At 49.5% G+C, this 17,748-nt stretch carries 12 protein-coding genes; 10 read left to right on the top strand and 2 right to left on the bottom strand.

The annotated features are described in order from the left end of the window. Positions 1-37 precede the first annotated feature (37 nt). The 4 genes from VP472_RS16295 (at position 38) to VP472_RS16280 (ending at position 5,926) form a co-directional block, all read left to right on the top strand. Complete coding sequence (locus VP472_RS16295; RefSeq protein WP_146275499.1) at positions 38-2,467, top strand: heavy metal translocating P-type ATPase; 2,430 nt, start codon at positions 38-40, stop codon at positions 2,465-2,467. A 149-nt stretch (positions 2,468-2,616) separates the two neighbouring features. Beyond that, positions 2,617-4,728, top strand: coding sequence for a heavy metal translocating P-type ATPase (locus VP472_RS16290; protein ID WP_071543372.1), 2,112 nt, complete (start codon positions 2,617-2,619; stop codon positions 4,726-4,728). A gap of 117 nt (positions 4,729-4,845) precedes the next feature. Beyond that, positions 4,846-5,517, top strand: a complete 672-nt coding sequence (locus tag VP472_RS16285; protein ID WP_025853852.1) for a disulfide bond formation protein BdbD — start codon at positions 4,846-4,848, stop codon at positions 5,515-5,517. After that, the gene (locus VP472_RS16280; RefSeq protein WP_014418879.1) at positions 5,507-5,926 is read left to right on the top strand and encodes a disulfide oxidoreductase; all 420 of its coding nucleotides are present in this window, start codon (positions 5,507-5,509) and stop codon (positions 5,924-5,926) included. The genes VP472_RS16285 and VP472_RS16280 overlap by 11 nt, the downstream gene beginning before the upstream one ends. 34 nt (positions 5,927-5,960) lie before the next feature. Here VP472_RS16280 and VP472_RS16275 read toward each other — a convergent pair whose 3' ends face one another. Next, complete coding sequence (locus tag VP472_RS16275) at positions 5,961-6,761, bottom strand: zinc-dependent metalloprotease (RefSeq protein ID WP_014305811.1); 801 nt, start codon at positions 6,759-6,761, stop codon at positions 5,961-5,963. Positions 6,762-6,983: 222 nt separating this feature from the next. Between VP472_RS16275 and VP472_RS16270 the strand changes: the two genes are divergently transcribed. The 5 genes from VP472_RS16270 to VP472_RS16250 all read left to right on the top strand — a co-directional run bounded on the left by VP472_RS16270 (position 6,984) and on the right by VP472_RS16250 (position 16,169). Continuing rightward, positions 6,984-7,592 (top strand): trimeric intracellular cation channel family protein, encoded by a 609-nt coding sequence (locus tag VP472_RS16270; protein ID WP_007410017.1) that lies wholly within the window; start codon positions 6,984-6,986, stop codon positions 7,590-7,592. Between the two features lie 173 nt (positions 7,593-7,765). After that, positions 7,766-10,081, top strand: a complete 2,316-nt coding sequence (gene helD / locus VP472_RS16265; RefSeq protein ID WP_146275497.1) for an RNA polymerase recycling motor HelD — start codon at positions 7,766-7,768, stop codon at positions 10,079-10,081. 174 nt (positions 10,082-10,255) lie between these two features. After that, positions 10,256-12,064, top strand: coding sequence for an assimilatory sulfite reductase (NADPH) flavoprotein subunit (locus VP472_RS16260; RefSeq protein ID WP_146275495.1), 1,809 nt, complete (start codon positions 10,256-10,258; stop codon positions 12,062-12,064). A 27-nt stretch (positions 12,065-12,091) separates the two neighbouring features. Continuing rightward, positions 12,092-13,807, top strand: a complete 1,716-nt coding sequence (cysI, locus tag VP472_RS16255; RefSeq protein ID WP_052827842.1) for an assimilatory sulfite reductase (NADPH) hemoprotein subunit — start codon at positions 12,092-12,094, stop codon at positions 13,805-13,807. Positions 13,808-14,153: 346 nt separating this feature from the next. After that, positions 14,154-16,169 carry a Na+/H+ antiporter gene (locus VP472_RS16250; RefSeq protein ID WP_077722834.1) on the top strand — a complete coding sequence of 672 codons (2,016 nt, stop codon included), beginning with the start codon at positions 14,154-14,156 and terminating at the stop codon, positions 16,167-16,169. Between the two features lie 36 nt (positions 16,170-16,205). Here VP472_RS16250 and VP472_RS16245 read toward each other — a convergent pair whose 3' ends face one another. Further along, positions 16,206-16,691, bottom strand: coding sequence for a hypothetical protein (locus VP472_RS16245; protein ID WP_020954314.1), 486 nt, complete (start codon positions 16,689-16,691; stop codon positions 16,206-16,208). A gap of 221 nt (positions 16,692-16,912) precedes the next feature. Between VP472_RS16245 and VP472_RS16240 the strand changes: the two genes are divergently transcribed. Further along, positions 16,913-17,743, top strand: a complete 831-nt coding sequence (locus tag VP472_RS16240) for an aldo/keto reductase (protein ID WP_007410023.1) — start codon at positions 16,913-16,915, stop codon at positions 17,741-17,743. The last annotated feature ends 5 nt before the right edge of the window (positions 17,744-17,748 follow it).

Here is a 17,748-nt window from a genome sequence, read left to right as displayed (position 1 = left end):
TATACCCCCGTGGGGTTTATGAAGAGAGATGAGGACATTGAGTGAACCGAAAGAGATGACCATTCAGGTGGGAGGCATGACATGCGCCGCCTGCGCTTCAAGAATTGAAAAAGGGCTGAAACGGATGGACGGCGTCAATGACGCTTCCGTCAATCTTGCGCTTGAGACCTCAAATATTTCTTATCAGCCTGACAAAATCGAAGCTGGCGCCATAAAGGATAAAATTGAAAAACTCGGCTATCACGTCGTGACGGAAAAAACCGATTTTCAGATTGAAGGCATGACGTGCGCCGCTTGCGCCAACCGGATTGAAAAGCGCCTGAACAAAACAGAGGGCGTTGTGAGCGCACCGGTGAATTTCGCCCTGGAAACAGTCACCGTTGAATACAATCCGAAAGAGGTGACACCGAAAGAGCTGAAAGAGACCGTGGCAAAACTCGGCTACCGATTAGACGGGAAGAAAGCGGTTGATGGAGACAGCGGATTATCCCAAAAGGAGAAAGAGCAGCGAAAGCAGCTGATCAGGCTCATATTTTCTGCCGTTCTCTCCTTTCCGCTTTTATGGTCGATGGTCAGCCATTTTTCTTTTACTTCTTTTATCTGGATGCCGGATATCCTGATGAATCCGTGGCTGCAATTCGCGCTTGCCACCCCGGTGCAGCTTGTCATCGGCTGGCCTTTTTATATGGGAGCGTACAAGGCGCTGAGAAACAAAAGCGCCAATATGGATGTTCTCGTTGCGCTCGGAACGACGGCCGCTTACGCATACAGCCTGTACATGACGATTGCGTCTCTCGGACGAGACGGACATGCTGAGGGGCTTTATTATGAAACGAGCGCCATTTTGCTGACTTTGATTTTGCTTGGAAAGCTTTTAGAGATGAAAGCAAAAGGCCGCTCATCAGAAGCGATTAAAAAGTTAATGAAGCTTCAGGCGAAGACGGCGGCGGTTGAGCGGGACGGCAAAGTACAGGTGATTCCGATTGACGAGGTCCGGGCGGGGGATATCGTATACGTGAAACCTGGAGAACGCGTTCCTGTCGATGGCGAAGTGATTGAAGGCCATTCCGCGATTGATGAATCGATGATTACGGGAGAGAGCATGCCTGTCGATAAGTCTCCCGGAAGCACCGTCACCGGGGCGACGATCAATGCAAACGGCTTTCTCAAAATCAAAGCGGTGAATGTCGGGAAAGATACCGCGCTTGCACACATTATTAAAATCGTGGAAGAAGCCCAAGGATCAAAAGCCCCCATTCAGCGGCTCGCGGATCACATTTCAGGCATTTTCGTCCCGATTGTGCTGGGGCTGGCCGTGCTGACTTTTCTCATTTGGTATGTATGGGCGGCGCCGGGACAGTTTTCTGAAGCGATCGGCAAATTCATCGCCGTGCTTGTCATTGCCTGTCCGTGCGCACTGGGCCTCGCCACTCCGACGAGCATTATGGCGGGCTCCGGCCGCGCAGCTGAATTCGGCATTCTCTTTAAAGGCGGGGAGCATCTAGAAAAGACCCAGCGTCTGACGACCATCGTACTGGATAAAACCGGAACGGTGACAAACGGCAGACCGGTGCTGACAGACGCCGTACCGGCAGCGGGAATGAACGAAGAGGAACTCCTGCGGCTGGCGGCGACCGCCGAAACGGGATCAGAGCACCCGCTTGGAGAAGCCATCGTGTCAGGAGCCGAAAACCGGGGGATTTCCATCCCGAAAATCACCCGGTTTCAAGCCCGGATCGGTTCCGGAATCTATGCAGAGGCTGACGGCAGAACGATTCTAGCCGGATCAAGACGGCTGATGGAATCAGAACACATTGAACATGAGGCGCTGCTTCCGCACATGGCCCGCTTGGAGGCGGAAGGAAAAACGGTGATGCTTATTGCGGCAGACGGCAAAGCGGCGGGGCTTATCGCAGTCGCCGATACCATCAAAGAAACATCTCCGGCCGCGGTGAAACGCCTGAATGATATGGGGCTTGACGTCATCATGATGACCGGTGACAACAAAAAGACCGCGGAAGCCATTGCAAAAGCCGCGGGCATCGGCAGCGTGATCGCCGAAGTGCTTCCCGAACAAAAGGCGGCGGAAATTTCCCGGCTGCAAAAAGAAGGCCGGCGCGTGGCGATGGTCGGTGACGGCATCAATGATGCTCCGGCGCTGGCTGTGGCCGATATCGGGATGGCCATCGGCACCGGCACCGATATCGCAATGGAAGCAGCGGACATTACGCTGATCCGCGGAGACCTGAACGGCATTGCCGACGCCATCGGCATGAGCAGGCTGACCATGAGAAACATCAAGCAGAATTTAGGATGGGCATTGGGCTACAACAGCATCGGCATTCCGATTGCGGCAGCCGGCTTTCTGGCTCCGTGGGTGGCAGGCGCCGCCATGGCATTCAGCTCGGTATCGGTCGTGCTTAATGCCTTGCGTTTACAGAAGGTGAAAAAAGACAAAATCGGCTGATGCCGGTTTTGTCTTTTTTATTGACACTTTATTCAAAGCCTGCATATAATAGAGAAAACACATATATGAGTATATGTTCATATATATAAATTCGTTTAGCTGTATTGATGTTATGGGAATCCTATTACGGAAAGTAGGGTGAGTCGAAAATGAAAGCAGCCAAAGGTGAATTTGTATTAGACGGACTTGATTGCAGCAACTGTGCAAAAAAAATAGAAAACGGCGTAAAAGCCATTGACGGCATAGACGGCTGTGCTGTCAATTTTGCGGCAAGCACCATCACGGTCTCAGCCGGCGGGAAAAACGAGCAATGGATGAAAGACGAAGTCGCGAAAAAAGTAAAGTCCATTGATCCTCATGTGACCGTTCGTTCGAAGCACGAAGACAAACCCGGTGAGGATGAATACCGCAAAAAGCTGCAGCTGATGTTAGTGAGATTGGCGGCGGGCGCCGTTTTGGCCGTCATCGCTTACTTCGCGCACACGGGCGCCGTCCTTGAGTTTCTGCTCTTTTTTGCTTCATATTTGATCATCGGCGGCGATATCGTAGCCAGAGCGGGAAAAAATATTGTCCGCGGCCAGGTATTTGATGAGCATTTTCTGATGGCGCTTGCCACAATCGGCGCATTTATCATTCATCAATATCCGGAAGGCGTCGCGGTCATGCTGTTCTACCAGATCGGTGAATTGTTTCAGGGAGCGGCCGTCAGCCGATCCAGAAAATCGATCAGCGCGTTATTGGACATCCGTCCTGAGTACGCCAATGTGAAAACGGAAAACGGCATGGCTGCCGTTCCTCCGCAGGACGTCAAAGTCGGACAGGTCATCGTCGTGAATCCCGGAGAACGGATTCCGCTGGACGGAAAGGTGCTGAGCGGTTCCTCGATGGTGGATACATCCGCTTTAACGGGCGAATCCGTGCCGAGAAAAGCGGAGCCGGGGCAAGAGGTGATGGCCGGATTTATGAATCAGAACGGCGTGCTTCATATTGAAACCTCTAAAGGGTATGAAGACTCTGCCGTGTCAAAAATATTGAATCTGGTCGAAAATGCGGCCGGACGCAAAGCGAAAACGGAAAACTTTATTACGAAGTTTGCCAAGTACTATACACCGGCCGTTGTCATTGTTGCGGTGCTTCTCGCCTTTTTACCGCCGCTTCTCGTGCCTTCAGCCGCGCTATCCGACTGGGTGTACCGCGCGCTGATTTTCCTTGTGATTTCTTGTCCGTGCGCACTCGTCGTCTCCATTCCGCTCGGGTTTTTCGGCGGTATCGGGGCTGCGTCTAAAGCAGGGGTGCTCGTGAAAGGCAGCAACTATTTAGAAGCGCTCAATCAGGTGGCATACGCCGTGTTTGATAAAACGGGAACCTTAACGAAAGGCAATTTCGCCGTGACTGATATCAAACCGGCGGCAGGATTTACGAATGACAGCCTGCTTCATGCAGCCGCGCTTGCAGAAGTCCATTCCAATCATCCGATTGCTTCTTCCATCCGTGAAGCTTACAATCAACCGTTAGCGGCTGAGGAGATTGAAGAATATGAAGAAATACCCGGACACGGCATTCGGGTGAAAACCGGCGGATCAACGATTTTGGCCGGAAATCAAAAACTGATGGCAAAAGAACAAATCGCTTCCGGCACAGCTGAAAATAACGGAACCGTCGTTTATGTCGCCGTTGATCAGCAGTATGCGGGGGCGATCGTGATCGCAGATGAAATCAAAGAGGACGCCAAACAGGCCATTGCCAATTTAAAAGCGCTCGGCGTGAAGCGGACAGTGATGCTGACGGGTGATTCAAAGCAGACCGGAGAAGCTGTCGGCCGAGAGCTCGGTATTGATGACGTGTACACAGAGCTTTTGCCGGGTGACAAGGTAGACCGCGTCGAAGAACTTGAAGCGGCGCTTTCACCGAATGAAAAACTGATGTTTGTCGGCGACGGGATTAATGATACGCCTGTGCTTGCCAGAGCTGACATCGGAGCTGCCATGGGGGCTCTCGGTTCTGATGCCGCCGTCGAAGCGGCCGATGTCGTCCTGATGACAGACCAGCCGTCAAAAGCAGCCGAAGCCATCCGGATTGCACGCCGCACACGCCGGATCGTCTGGCAGAACATCGGATTTGCTTTAGGTGTAAAAATCATTTTTCTCCTGCTTGGCGCATTCGGATTCGCCACCATGTGGGAAGCGGTCTTTTCAGATGTAGGCGTCACGCTGATCGCCGTTGCCAACGCGATGCGCGTCATGAGAGTGAAAGCGGAATAATTGTCAAAGATAATTCATTTTTCAGGGTTTTCTTAAACAAGGTTGTCTTGGTAAAATAGAGAAGCGGGCCATCCGGCATCCGCTTCTTTTTTATTTTAAAAACAATGAGGTGTCTGAGTGAAAAAGAAACAATCGTCTGCGAAATTTGCGGTGATTCTGACGTTAATCGTTGTCGTTTTATTTGCGGCCATCGTAATTATTAACAACCAAACGGAAAAAGCGGGCGAAACAGTCGCCGAACAGCCTTCCATTAAAGGACAGCCCGTGCTCGGCAAAGACAGCGCGCCTGTTACGGTAGTTGAATTCGGAGATTACAAATGTCCGTCATGCAAAGTATTTAACAGCGATATCATTCCGAAAATCAAAAAAGATTTTATCGATAAAGGCGACGTGAAATTTTCATTTGTGAACGTCATGTACCACGGAAGCGGCTCGCGTCTGGCGGCACTTGCTTCAGAAGAGGTGTGGAAGGAAGACCCGGCATCATTCTGGGCTTTCCATGAAAAGCTGTTTGAAGAGCAGCCGTCAAGCGAACAGGAATGGGTCACGCCTGCATTGCTTGAAAAAACGGTCAAAAGCACCGCGAAAAAGGTTGATCCTGACAAGCTGAAGGAAAACCTTGATAAAGAAACCTTCGCAAAAGAGCTGAAAGCTGACACTGACCTGAATGATAAATTAAACATTACGGCGACACCGACGATTTACGTAAATGACAAAGTGATTAAAGAATTCTCTGATTATGAGGAGATTTCAAAAACGATTAAGAAAGAGCTGAAAAATGAAAAATAGAATCGTATTTTTATATGCTTCTTGGGTGATAGCTCTTGCTGCCATGCTCGTCAGCCTTTATTTCAGCGAGATCAGAAAATTCATACCGTGCGAGCTGTGCTGGTATCAAAGAATTCTCATGTACCCGCTTGTCCTGATTTTAGGAATCGCCACCTTCCAGGGTGACACGCGCGTGAAAAAATATGTGCTGCCGATGGCCGTCATCGGCGCGTTTATATCGACCATGCATTACCTTGAGCAGAAGGTGCCCGGTTTCAGCGGCATCAAGCCGTGTGTGTACGGCGTGCCTTGCTCATCTGAATATATTAACTGGTTCGGTTTCATTACCATTCCTTTCTTGGCATTGACGGCATTTATTCTCATTATTATCTGCATGTGTTTTGTCAAAACGGAACGCACGGCAAAATAAAGAGCCTGCTCCATGGGGAGCGGCTCTTTTTCTATTATCTGTACCAAGCTTTGTTTGTCGCAATCTGTCTGTTATGGGAGCTGTCCCAAATATCCACGGAATAGGCATAATCATAATTCATGACGCAGCGGATGCCGCTGCCTTGGGCGTCATGCTGAAGTCCGAAGTTATGGGAAAACTCGTGCTGTGCCGCTTTCGCCGTGTTGGCCGTTCCTTGATCAAGGTTCACGCTGAAAGCCGGGCCGCTCGGTTTGCCGTTATATACATACGCGATACCGCCGGCGTCAAAACTTGATTTTGCGGTAAAACCGACGACAAAATGATAATTTTGATTTCTGAAGCTGCTTTGGAGATTCGATAAAATCTGAGAACTGTTTGAGCCGGAGGAATTCCAAGCCTGAACGGCCTGTACGACGAAATCAATGTTGTGATCACGGTTAAAAGCGACATCCGCCTGCTCCACGATCTGGACGATTCGCGTTTGCCAGTCGCTGTATTTGGCGCGGTATTCAGCGTCCGCCACCGCCAGCACTCTGACCTTCTGGGAGCCCGTGCTGGCTTTAGTTGAGGCTTTATCCTGACTGACATTGGCATTGAATCGTTTCGTGCCGACCTGCTTGCCGTTCTCATCCAGAATTTTTGTGTCAACCGTCTGTTCAACTTGGACCGGGCCCTTCAGATCTTTAAAATGATCGGCTTTCGGAAGCGGGTCCGTATATACCGTTTTCGCCGGCTCCGCATGAGTGTGCGAATGCGTATGGCTTTCGGCTGACGGCAGGCCGGGAATTAATCCGGCGGCCAATAAAACAGGAAAAACAAGTGAACTGATTTTCATCTCATAACCCCCTTTTTGTTAGAGAAAGTATTCAATGAAACTTCCAATAAACCTTCCATTAAAGTATAAAATAGGAAAATATTCTCGCTCTCAGCGGTTGCGGGTGAGGTTGTCCCGGATTAGGAATCAGAATCTTTCAAAAATAAGGTTGATTTTAAGAGAAAGCGATTATAAAATCTAATGGTCGTCAGAAAATTTAACAAATAAAAAGGAGCATATGGAATGGCCTGGGAGCTGCTTAGTGTAATCGGCATCATTGCGTTTGCGGTCAGCGGAGCGATTGTTGCGATGGAAGAGGAGTATGATATTTTAGGCGTGTATATCTTGGGGATTGTAACGGCGTTCGGCGGAGGAGCCATCCGAAATCTGCTGATCGGTGTTCCGGTCTCCGCCTTGTGGGAGCAAGGCGCGTTTTTTCAAATCGCTCTCGCATCAGTTACGATTGTCTTTTTGTTTCCGAAGCTGCTGTTAAGACATTGGAGTAAATGGGGCAACCTATCCGATGCCATCGGGCTATCGGCGTTTGCCATCCAAGGCGCTTTATATGCCGTGAAAATGGGCCATCCGCTCAGTGCGGTGATTGCGGCAGCGGTCCTGACCGGAAGCGGGGGCGGCATCATACGGGATCTGCTCGCGGGCAGAAAGCCGCTTGTGCTCAAGGCGGAAATTTATGCAGTCTGGGCCGCGCTCGGAGGGTTAATCGTGGGCCTCGGCTGGGCCGGGGATGCCGCCGGTTTGTATGTGCTGTTTCTTGTGCTTGTGGCATGCCGCATCTGCAGTTATGTGTTCAGGTGGCGCCTGCCGAATCGTTCCTATCATATAGATCAGTAAAAAAACCGATTTCACAAACGAAATCGGTTTTTTTTGCATAACGGCTTCTGATAAAAAAAGACGCCCGATATGATAAGAAAAAGGGTATTTGACCATAATGCTGAATAATATGTTGCATATATGTTTGTATGATGAAAGCCGGACTTGTCAGCTTGATGTCGGAGGTGCCGCTGATGGCAAAACGTGATAAAGAGTGGAAAGAAGAGCAGGAAAGAATCAATTTTGTCATGAAGGAACTGGAACAGAAACAAACTCATCTTGAAGCCTCATCGGGCGGATTGAAGCAGGATATTGTCGGCCTGAGAAAAACGTTTTGGGATGATGTCACCGTGAATATGGATGACGCCCATGAAGCGGCTGAGACATTTTCAAGCATTAAACAGCAGGCGGAAATGCTTTCAGAACGTGAACGGACGCATCGGCTTCAATACCGGCAGCTTCAAAAAATCCAAAAGCTGAAAACCTCTCCTTACTTCGGCCGTGTCGATTTTACGGAAGAAGGGGAGTCCTCTTCCGAGCGGATTTATATCGGGCTGACTTCTTTGATGGATGAAAACAACGAGCAATTTCTCATTTATGATTGGCGCGCGCCCATCTCATCTCTTTACTATCAATATTCCCCGGGAAAAGCCCGCTATGAAGTTCCGGAAGAAACGATAGAGGGAGACATCACACTGAAGCGGCAGTTCATCATTAAAAACGGGACGCTTAAAGCGATGTTTAACACGGATATGACGATTGGTGACGAAATGCTGCAAGAGGTGCTGAGCGGTCATTCCGGACAGCATATGAAAAACATCGTGTCAACCATCCAAAAAGAACAGAACGAAATCATCCGTGATGAAAAAAGCAAATATCTCATCGTTCAGGGAGCCGCCGGGAGCGGGAAAACATCCGCGGCGCTTCAGCGGGCCGCTTACTTGCTGTACCGCGGGCGCGGGGTGCTTGATGCCCGTCAGATTGTATTGTTTTCCCCGAACATTTTGTTTAACAGTTATGTTTCCGCCGTATTGCCGGAACTGGGAGAAGAGAATATGGAGCAGGCCACCTTTCAGGAATATATCATCCGCCGTCTCGGACGAAAGTTTGATTGTGAAAGCCCGTACGAGCAGCTTGAATATTGCCTGACTGAACAAAATCAGGACGCACTTTCCGTAAGGCTCGCAGCCATTGCTTACAAAGCGTCACCAGCTTTCCAGGCCCTGATTGACCGCTATGCCGGGTCGCTTTCGGTCTCCGGCCTGATATGTAAACAGATCAGCTTTCGGGGAGACATCCTGATTTCAAAAGAGCGGATTGAAGCCTATTTTTATTCGCTTGATCAGCAGCTGCCGATTCCGAACAGAGCGGAGCTGACGGCGGAATGGCTTCTCGCGGAAATCAGAGCTCTCGAAAAAAAGGAGCGTAAGAAGGAATGGGTCTTGCAGGAGAGCGAGCTGCTTGATAAGGAAGACTATGCTGAGGTTTATCAAACACTCAAGAAGCAGGCGGCAGATGATGAACCTGCATTTGACGACCATCAGCGCGAACAGCGCCTGCTTGCAGCCATTATTGTCGGGAAAGCCTTTAAACCGATTAAGCAGGCCGTCAGACGGCTCGGCTTTCTCGATATAAAACGGATGTATCTCCGGCTGTTTTCAGACTGGGGAGCTGATGAAAAGCCCGATCATTGGGAGAGCATCGGCGCTTTGACCAGAAACGCATTTGCAGAACGGTCGCTTCTGTATGAAGATGCCGCTCCGTATCTGTATTTGCAGGATCTGCTAGAAGGAAAAAGAAAAAACACACAAATGAAGCACGTCTTCATTGATGAAGCGCAGGATTATTCCTCATTTCAGCTCACGTATATTCAAAGCATCTTCCCGGCGGCAAAGATGACGGTGCTCGGTGATGTCAGCCAGTCGATTTATGCCCACACCATTACGGGCCCTTCTTCCCTCGCCGGCTGCTTTCGCAATGGTGCAGAAAAGTATGTCAGCCTGAAGCGGACTTACAGATCGACGCGGCAGATTGTTGAATTTACGAAAGCGCTGCTGGCTGACGGCGATGACATTGAGCCTTTTAACCGGAACGGGGAAAAACCGCGTGTTTTGCGGACGGATACAGAAAATGCGCGGCAGGAACAATTGACGGATACAATCCGGGAGCTCAGACAAAAAGGCTGGGAGACGGTCGCCGTCATCTGCAAAACGGCCGCGGAAGCCAAAAAAGTGTTTCAGGCAGTCAGCGCCGAGAGCGGTGTCCGCTTGATCAATAAAGAAAACCAGCCTTTTCAAAAAGGGGTATGCGTCATTCCCGTTTATTTGGCAAAAGGCATTGAGTTTGACGCCGTCATTGCCGCTGACGCCTCTGCTGCCCAGTACAAAAGCGAACATGACCGTAAGCTGTTATATACGGCCTGTACGCGGGCGATGCATCATTTGACCGTATTGTCTCCGGGAGAACACTCTCCTTTTATAAAAGAAGTGCCCGCCGGCTTATTCGTATAAGCCCTTTGCCGAGTGCAAAGGGCTTTTTATCATTAGTAATCTTAATCGTTGTCATCATGATTATATATTTTACTTACATACAAACTTTCGGTAAAGTTTCAATTAGAATATTATTTTGACAATTCCTATAGAAATAACGTACGTTACGTTTAATTCCTTGTGAGGTGGATATCGTTGCAACTTCAGGTCATGAACAGTCCGTTTAATCAGGAGCAGGCAGAGCTCCTTAACCGCCTTCTGCCGACCTTGACAGAATCACAGAAAATCTGGCTGAGCGGTTATTTGGCTGCGTCCCGGTCCGAATCCGGTGAAACAGCCGCGCCCGCTGCTCCGGCTCCTGCTGAAAGCCCGGCAGTCTCGAAAGAAGTGACCGTATTATACGGATCGCAAACGGGAAATGCGGAAGGTCTTGCGAAACAGACGGTAAAGACGCTTGAGGAACGGGGATTCCAGGTCACCGTCGCGTCGATGAACGATTTTAAGCCGAATAATCTGAAAAAAGTAAACAATTTACTGATCGTGGTGAGCACGCACGGAGAAGGCGATCCGCCGGATAACGCGCTGGCCTTTCATGAATTTCTTCACGGCAGACGCGCGCCGAAGCTTGAAGCGCTCCGTTACTCCGTTTTGGCGCTCGGGGACAGCTCGTATGAATTTTTCTGCCAGACCGGCAAAGAGTTTGACGAGCGTCTTCAAGAGCTCGGCGGCACCCAGCTTGCGCCGCGGGTTGATTGCGATCTTGATTATGATGAGCCGTTTTCGGAATGGCTTGACGCGGTTATCGGCGGTTTGAACGAAGGAGCGGGAAATCAAACAGCCGAAGCGCCTGCCGAGACGCCCGCTCTCGGTGAATCCGTATATTCCAGAACGAACCCGTTTCGGGCGGAGGTTCTTGAGAACATCAATCTGAACGGACGCGGTTCGAATAAAGAAACACGTCATCTTGAGCTTTCGCTTGAAGGATCGGGCCTCGCGTATCAGCCCGGAGACAGCCTCGGCATCTATCCGGAAAATGATCCGGCGCTCGTTGATGAGCTGATCAATGAGCTGAAATGGGACCCGAAACAGGAAGTGGCGGTGAATAAACAAGGAGAGCGCCGTCCGCTGAAAGACGCGCTTACTTCTCATTTTGAAATTACCGTCTTAACAAAGCCGCTTTTGCAAAAGGCCGCACAGTTTACGGCTGATCAAAAGCTGAGTGAACTTCTGGCCGAAGGAAACGAAGAGCAGCTGAAAGCATACACCAACGGCCGTGATCTGCTTGATCTCGTCCGGGATTTCGGTCCGTGGGAAGCTTCCGCGGAAGACTTTCTTTCTATCCTGCGTAAAATGCCGGCCCGGCTCTATTCGATCGCAAGCAGTTTAGAAGCGAATCCGGAAGAGGTGCATCTGACAATCGGAGCGGTCAGATATGACGCGCACGGCAGAGAACGCAAAGGCGTGTGCAGCATTTTGTGTGCGGAAAGACTCCAGCCGGGAGATACGCTTCCGATTTACATTCAGCACAACCAAAACTTCAAGCTGCCGGAAAATCCGGATACACCGATCATTATGGTCGGGCCGGGGACAGGCATCGCACCGTTCCGTTCCTTTATGCAGGAGCGTGAAGAAACCGGAGCTGAAGGGAAAACATGGCTGTTTTTCGGGGATCAGCACTTTGTCACTGATTTTCTGTACCAGACGGAATGGCAAAAATGGCTGCAAAACGGTGTTCTCACAAAAATGGACGTCGCTTTTTCCCGGGATTCGGAGGAAAAAGTATATGTGCAGCACCGCATGAAAGAACAAAGCAAAGAGCTGTATGAATGGCTGCAGCAGGGAGCCGCCGTATACATCTGCGGTGATGAACAGCATATGGCGCATGACGTGCACCAGGCGCTTCTCGATATCATTCAGGAAGAAGGCGGCATGAGCCGTGAAAAAGCGGAAAGCTTCCTGGCAGACATGCAGCAGAAAAAACGCTATCAGCGTGACGTATATTGATTTTGGTTTGAAAGGAGCTTATTCAGCATGGTGAACAACATTTTAAAAGCGCCGGAAGGCCCTCCAAGTGATGTTGAGGAAATTAAAGAAAAAAGTGATTATTTGCGCGGCACATTGAAAGAAGTCATGCTCGACCGGATTTCAGCCGGCATCCCGGACGATGACAACCGGCTGATGAAGCATCACGGAAGCTACTTGCAGGATGACCGCGATCTCCGTAATGAACGTCAAAAACAAAAGCTTGAACCGGCTTATCAGTTCATGCTGCGCGTCCGGATGCCAGGCGGCGTGTCAACTCCGGAACAATGGCTTGTCATGGATGAACTGGCGCAAAAATACGGAAACAATACATTGAAGCTGACAACGCGTGAAACGTTCCAAATGCACGGAATTTTAAAATGGAACATGAAAAAAACGATTCAGAAAATCAATGCGGCGCTGCTTGATACCATTGCGGCCTGCGGAGATGTCAACCGAAACGTCATGTGCGCTTCAAATCCGCATCAGTCTGAAATTCATGCGGAAGTATACGAATGGTCGAAGAAATTGAGCGATGACCTTCTTCCGCGCACGAGAGCCTATCATGAAATCTGGCTTGATGAAGAACGTGTGGCGGGAACTCCTGACACGGAAACGGAACCGATGTACGGGCCGCTGTATTTGCCGCGGAAATTCAAAATCGGAATCGCCGTGCCTCCGTCCAATGATATCGATGTCTTTTCTCAAGATCTCGGCTTCATTGCCATCGTGGAGGAAGGCCGTCTTATCGGATTCAACGTGGCAATCGGCGGCGGTATGGGAATGACGCACGGCGATACGGCCACTTATCCGCAGCTTTCAAAAGTCATCGGCTTCTGCAAACCGGAGCAGCTGTATGATGTAGCGGAAAAAACCATTACAATTCAGCGCGATTACGGAAACCGTTCCGTCAGAAAGAATGCCCGATTCAAGTACACCGTTGACCGTCTCGGGCTGGAAAACGTAAAAGCCGAGCTGGAAAACCGCCTCGGCTGGCAGCTGGATGAAGCGAAACCTTATCATTTTGACCATAACGGCGACCGTTACGGATGGGTGAAGGGCGTAAAAGGGAAATGGCACTTTACGATGTTTATCGAAGGCGGCCGCGTCACGGACTATGAGAATTATAAGCTGATGACGGGATTGCGTGAAATCGCCAAAGTCCATACAGGGGATTTCCGTCTCACTTCTAATCAAAACCTGATTATCGGCAATGTCTCGAGCCAGAAAAAGAAACAAATCAGCGCATTAATCGAACAATACGGTCTGACAGACGGCCGGCAGCATTCCGCCCTCCGCCGCAGTTCAATGGCTTGCGTCGCGCTTCCGACATGCGGGCTCGCCATGGCCGAAGCCGAGCGGTATCTGCCGAAATTGATTGATAAGATTGAAGACATTGTTGACGAAAACGGGCTGCGGGATGAAGAAATCACCATCCGTATGACCGGGTGCCCGAATGGCTGCGCCCGCCATGCACTCGGCGAAATCGGATTTATCGGAAAGGCGCCCGGAAAATATAATATGTATTTAGGAGCGGCGTTTGACGGCAGCCGTTTGAGCAAAATGTACCGGGAAAATATCGGTGAAGAGGAAATTCTGAGTGAGCTTCGCACTATTCTCCCGCGCTACGCGAAAGAGCGTGAGGAAGGCGAACACTTCGGCGATTTCGTCATCCGCGCCGGCATCATTAAAGCGACGACAGACGGCACGAATTTTCACGAATAAGATGAGCTCTTAAAACCAAGGATAGAGACACACTGGCGGTGGTTCTCTATCCTTTGCTAAGCAGCATAAACGCTGCCCCGCGTCATGAAACAGATGACGCAGCTTGCGAAAAAGCCTGTTTTCAGAGAAAACAGGCTTTTTCTTTTTCCGGAAAAAATGTAGCTGAAGGCAAAAAAAGTTCGCCGTGAGCGCGTTATGAGAAATTTTAAATAAAAACGGGTAAAATAAAAGAAGAATGGTTGCGTGCGGAAAATATATTGAATCTGCCCGATCATCGGCTCCGGCCTTTGACAAGGGCAGAGAACAGGCAATAATGATATGATGCAGCAGATGAAGGAGGTCAGCTTTGGACATATTTTTAGTCGTACTCGTACTTTTAACCATTATCGCGATCTCAAATATCGTAAATCGGTTTGTCCCCTTTATCCCGGTGCCTCTGATTCAGGTGGCGCTCGGTATCATTGCGGCGTCATTTCCGCAGGGGCTTCATTTTGAACTGAATACTGAATTGTTTTTTGTTTTGTTTATCGCGCCGCTGCTTTTTAACGATGGAAAACGGACGCCGCGTGCGGAACTTTGGAATTTAAGAGCGCCGATTCTGCTGCTTGCGCTCGGGCTCGTGTTTGCCACGGTGATTGTCGGCGGTTACACGATTCATTGGATGATTCCGAGCATTCCGCTGGCCGCCGCGTTCGGGCTGGCGGCGATCCTGTCACCGACTGACGTCGTCGCGGTCAGCGCGCTGTCAGGGCGTGTGAAGATGCCAAAAGGCATTCTGCGTCTCCTTGAAGGAGAAGGACTGATGAATGACGCATCCGGCCTGGTCGCTTTTAAATTTGCGATTGCGGCGGCCGTGACGGGCGCATTTTCGCTGGCGCAGGCCGCCTTCAGTTTCGTTCTGATTTCAGCCGGCGGTTTACTCAGCGGTGTCGTCATTTCTTTTTTGATTATCCGTTTCCGGCTGTTTATGCGGCGCCTCGGCATGCAGGATGTCACGATGCATATGCTGATTCAAATTCTGACGCCGTTCGTCATCTATCTCGCGGCTGAAGAAATCGGCGTTTCCGGCATTTTAGCGGTTGTGGCCGGCGGCATCACGCATGCGGTGGAGCAGGACCGTCTTGAATCAACAATGGTCAAACTGCAAATCGTCTCTTCAAGTACGTGGAATATTATTTTGTTCATTCTGAACGGTCTTGTTTTCGTTATTTTAGGTGCGCAAATACCGGACGTGGTTTCCGTCATCTTTAATGATACCGCGTTTAACAATATGATGGTCATCGGGTATATTATCGTCATTACGCTGACGTTAATGATTCTCAGGTTTTTGTGGGTGCTGTTTTTTTGGAACGGCAAGTGGTTTTTTAACAAGGATCAGAGCATTTATAAACCCGGCCTGCGCTCGACCCTGCTGATTTCGGTTTCAGGCGTCAGGGGAGCGGTCACGCTTGCGGGTTCCTTTTCCATTCCTTACGTGCTCTCTGACGGCTCACCGTTTCCTGAACGGAATTTGATTCTCTTTTTAGCCGCGGGCGTTATTTTGTGCACATTGGTGCTGGCGACAATCGTACTGCCGATTTTGACAGATAAGCCGGAAGACAATGTGAAAGAGAAGAAAGTCAAATTGCTGACAGCGAGACGGAAGCTGATAAAAGCTGCCTTAACCGCCATTAAAGAAAATATGAATGAGACAAACAAAACGGCTTCTTTTGCGGTCATTGCCGAATACAATGAGAAAATGAAAAATCTCAGGTTTCAGCAGTTCACCGTCAAAAACCGCACGAAAAAAGATGAGCGGAAAGTCCGCGCCCAAGGGATACAGGCAGAACAGGAAGAATTGCTGCGGCTGATTGAGCGGGGCGACATACCGGAAGAAACGGCTGACAGCCTTCAGGAACGGTTTGATGAACTGGAAGTGCTGTATACGAACCCGTTTAAAGTCGGCTTATCTAAGAAAAAGCTGAAACGCCTGATGTACTGGATCTTTTTCGGCGAACATAAAAAGCCGGAAATGTCGATTTTAAATGAAGAAGGCCTCATTCGCTCCACAAGGGTTAAAACGGCAAAAGCGGCCATTGAAAGCCTGAAAAAACACATGACTGAAGAAAATAAAGATGTGACGCTTGCCGTCATTTCTTTTTACAATCACTTGATTTTCAGGCTGGGGCACTCGTATCACGAACAGAGTCCGAGCCGCCGTTTTGAAAATCAAAAACTCGAAATCAAACTGCGGGCCGTACAGGCCATCCGCAACGAAATCCAAACATTATTCGAAGAGCGGGAAATTTCCCGCGACATGTCGCATGAGCTTCGCCAATACATCAATGATGTGGAAGCGGCCATGCTTGACGGAGATGAATAAAAAAAGTCCGGCATCTGTTCGCCGGACTTTTTTAGATTACGGACGATGGAATTCGACGTGATCGCCGTCGCGGTCAAACCAGCCTCTGAAGGCCCAGTTGATCCAGCCGCCATCTCCTTTGTTGGTGAAGCTTCCGTCTTCAAACACCCAAATGCCGTACGTGATGCCGTCATAAACGGCGGAACCGTAAAACTGAACGCCGTTAAAATGATCTTCATATTCCTGGCTTAAATTAAACACCATGACATTATATTTTTGTCCGGAAGCGTAGAATGAAGATTCCATTAAGTTTTTGACGAAGCCGTCACGGTTTTGCGCCGACTTAATCGCGTCAGCAATCGAATTGCCGATGCCGAGCAGGTCAACGTCAATGTTTAATCCGACATCTTTTGCTGAGACATCTGATGATTGCTGTGCCATGTTTTGAGGGACCGGGTTTTCTTTTGCGGATACAAAGGACAGAGGAGTCAGAGACAAAGCGGCGCCAAGGGCAACGGACATCGGGATACGCATACGTTTCATATGATTTCCTCCTTCAATTGTGTGGTGGCTACAGTAGCGATTTACCCGGACAGTTACACGATTAACCGTAAATTTTGAAAAATAGGAAAATAATAACGTTGGTGGTACTTGGGCACTAAAGATGGTTTTTGTGATAACGATGAGCGTATAATTGGTTTCTTACGGCGGAAATGTGAGATAATAATAACCGTTTACATAATGACTAGAAAGGATGGTTCAACGTGGCAAAAAGCTTAAAAGATACTGTAAAGCTTCATAATGGCGTTGAAATGCCGTGGTTCGGCCTTGGCGTCTTCAAGGTGGAAAACGGAAGCGTAGCGGCGGACTCCGTCGAAGCGGCAATCAGAAACGGCTACCGCAGCATTGATACGGCGGCTATTTATAAAAATGAAGAGGGTGTCGGCGAAGGCATCAGAGCTGCGGGCGTTGCCAGAGAAGAGCTGTTCATCACGTCAAAAGTGTGGAATGAAGATCAAGGATACGAAACGACACTTGACGCGTTTGAGAAAAGCCTTGAGCGCCTCGGCCTCGATTACCTCGACCTTTACCTGATTCACTGGCCGGGCAAGGATAAATATAAAGACACATGGCGCGCTCTTGAAAAGCTGTACAAAGACGGAAAAATCCGCGCCATCGGCGTCAGCAACTTCCAAGTGCATCATTTAGAAGAACTGCTGAAAGATGCTGAAATCAAGCCGATGGTCAACCAGATTGAATTCCACCCGCGCCTGACTCAAAAAGAAGTAAGAGATTTCTGCAAAGCGCAGGGCATTCAAGTGGAAGCGTGGTCTCCATTGATGCAGGGACAGCTCCTTGATAACGAAGTGCTGTCACAAATTGCGGAAAAACATAACAAATCGGTTGCTCAAGTGATTTTGCGCTGGGATCTTCAGAACGAAGTCGTTACCATTCCGAAATCGATTAAAGAGCACCGCATCATAGAAAATGCCGATATTTTTGATTTCGAACTGTCACAGGAAGAAATGGAAAAGATCAGCGCATTGAACAAAGACGAGCGTGTCGGACCGAATCCGGACGAGCTTCTGTTCTAAGAAAA

It is taken from the genome of Bacillus sp. MT(2024), from assembly GCF_036362845.1.
GTDB classification, from domain to species: Bacteria; Bacillota; Bacilli; order Bacillales; family Bacillaceae; genus Bacillus; species Bacillus velezensis.
Note: the sequence above shows the minus strand (reverse complement) of the source record. Positions and strands in the feature narration are given on the sequence as shown.

Coding starts and splice junctions, on each gene's coding strand:
- VP472_RS16290 (WP_071543372.1), top strand. CDS start 2,617: ATGAAAGCAGCCAAAGGTGAATTTGTATTAGACGGACTTGATTGCAGC.
- VP472_RS16280 (WP_014418879.1), top strand. CDS start 5,507: ATGAAAAATAGAATCGTATTTTTATATGCTTCTTGGGTGATAGCTCTT.
- VP472_RS16275 (WP_014305811.1), bottom strand. CDS start 6,761: ATGAAAATCAGTTCACTTGTTTTTCCTGTTTTATTGGCCGCCGGATTA.
- VP472_RS16270 (WP_007410017.1), top strand. CDS start 6,984: ATGGCCTGGGAGCTGCTTAGTGTAATCGGCATCATTGCGTTTGCGGTC.
- helD (WP_146275497.1), top strand. CDS start 7,766: ATGGCAAAACGTGATAAAGAGTGGAAAGAAGAGCAGGAAAGAATCAAT.
- cysI (WP_052827842.1), top strand. CDS start 12,092: ATGGTGAACAACATTTTAAAAGCGCCGGAAGGCCCTCCAAGTGATGTT.
- VP472_RS16245 (WP_020954314.1), bottom strand. CDS start 16,691: ATGAAACGTATGCGTATCCCGATGTCCGTTGCCCTTGGCGCCGCTTTG.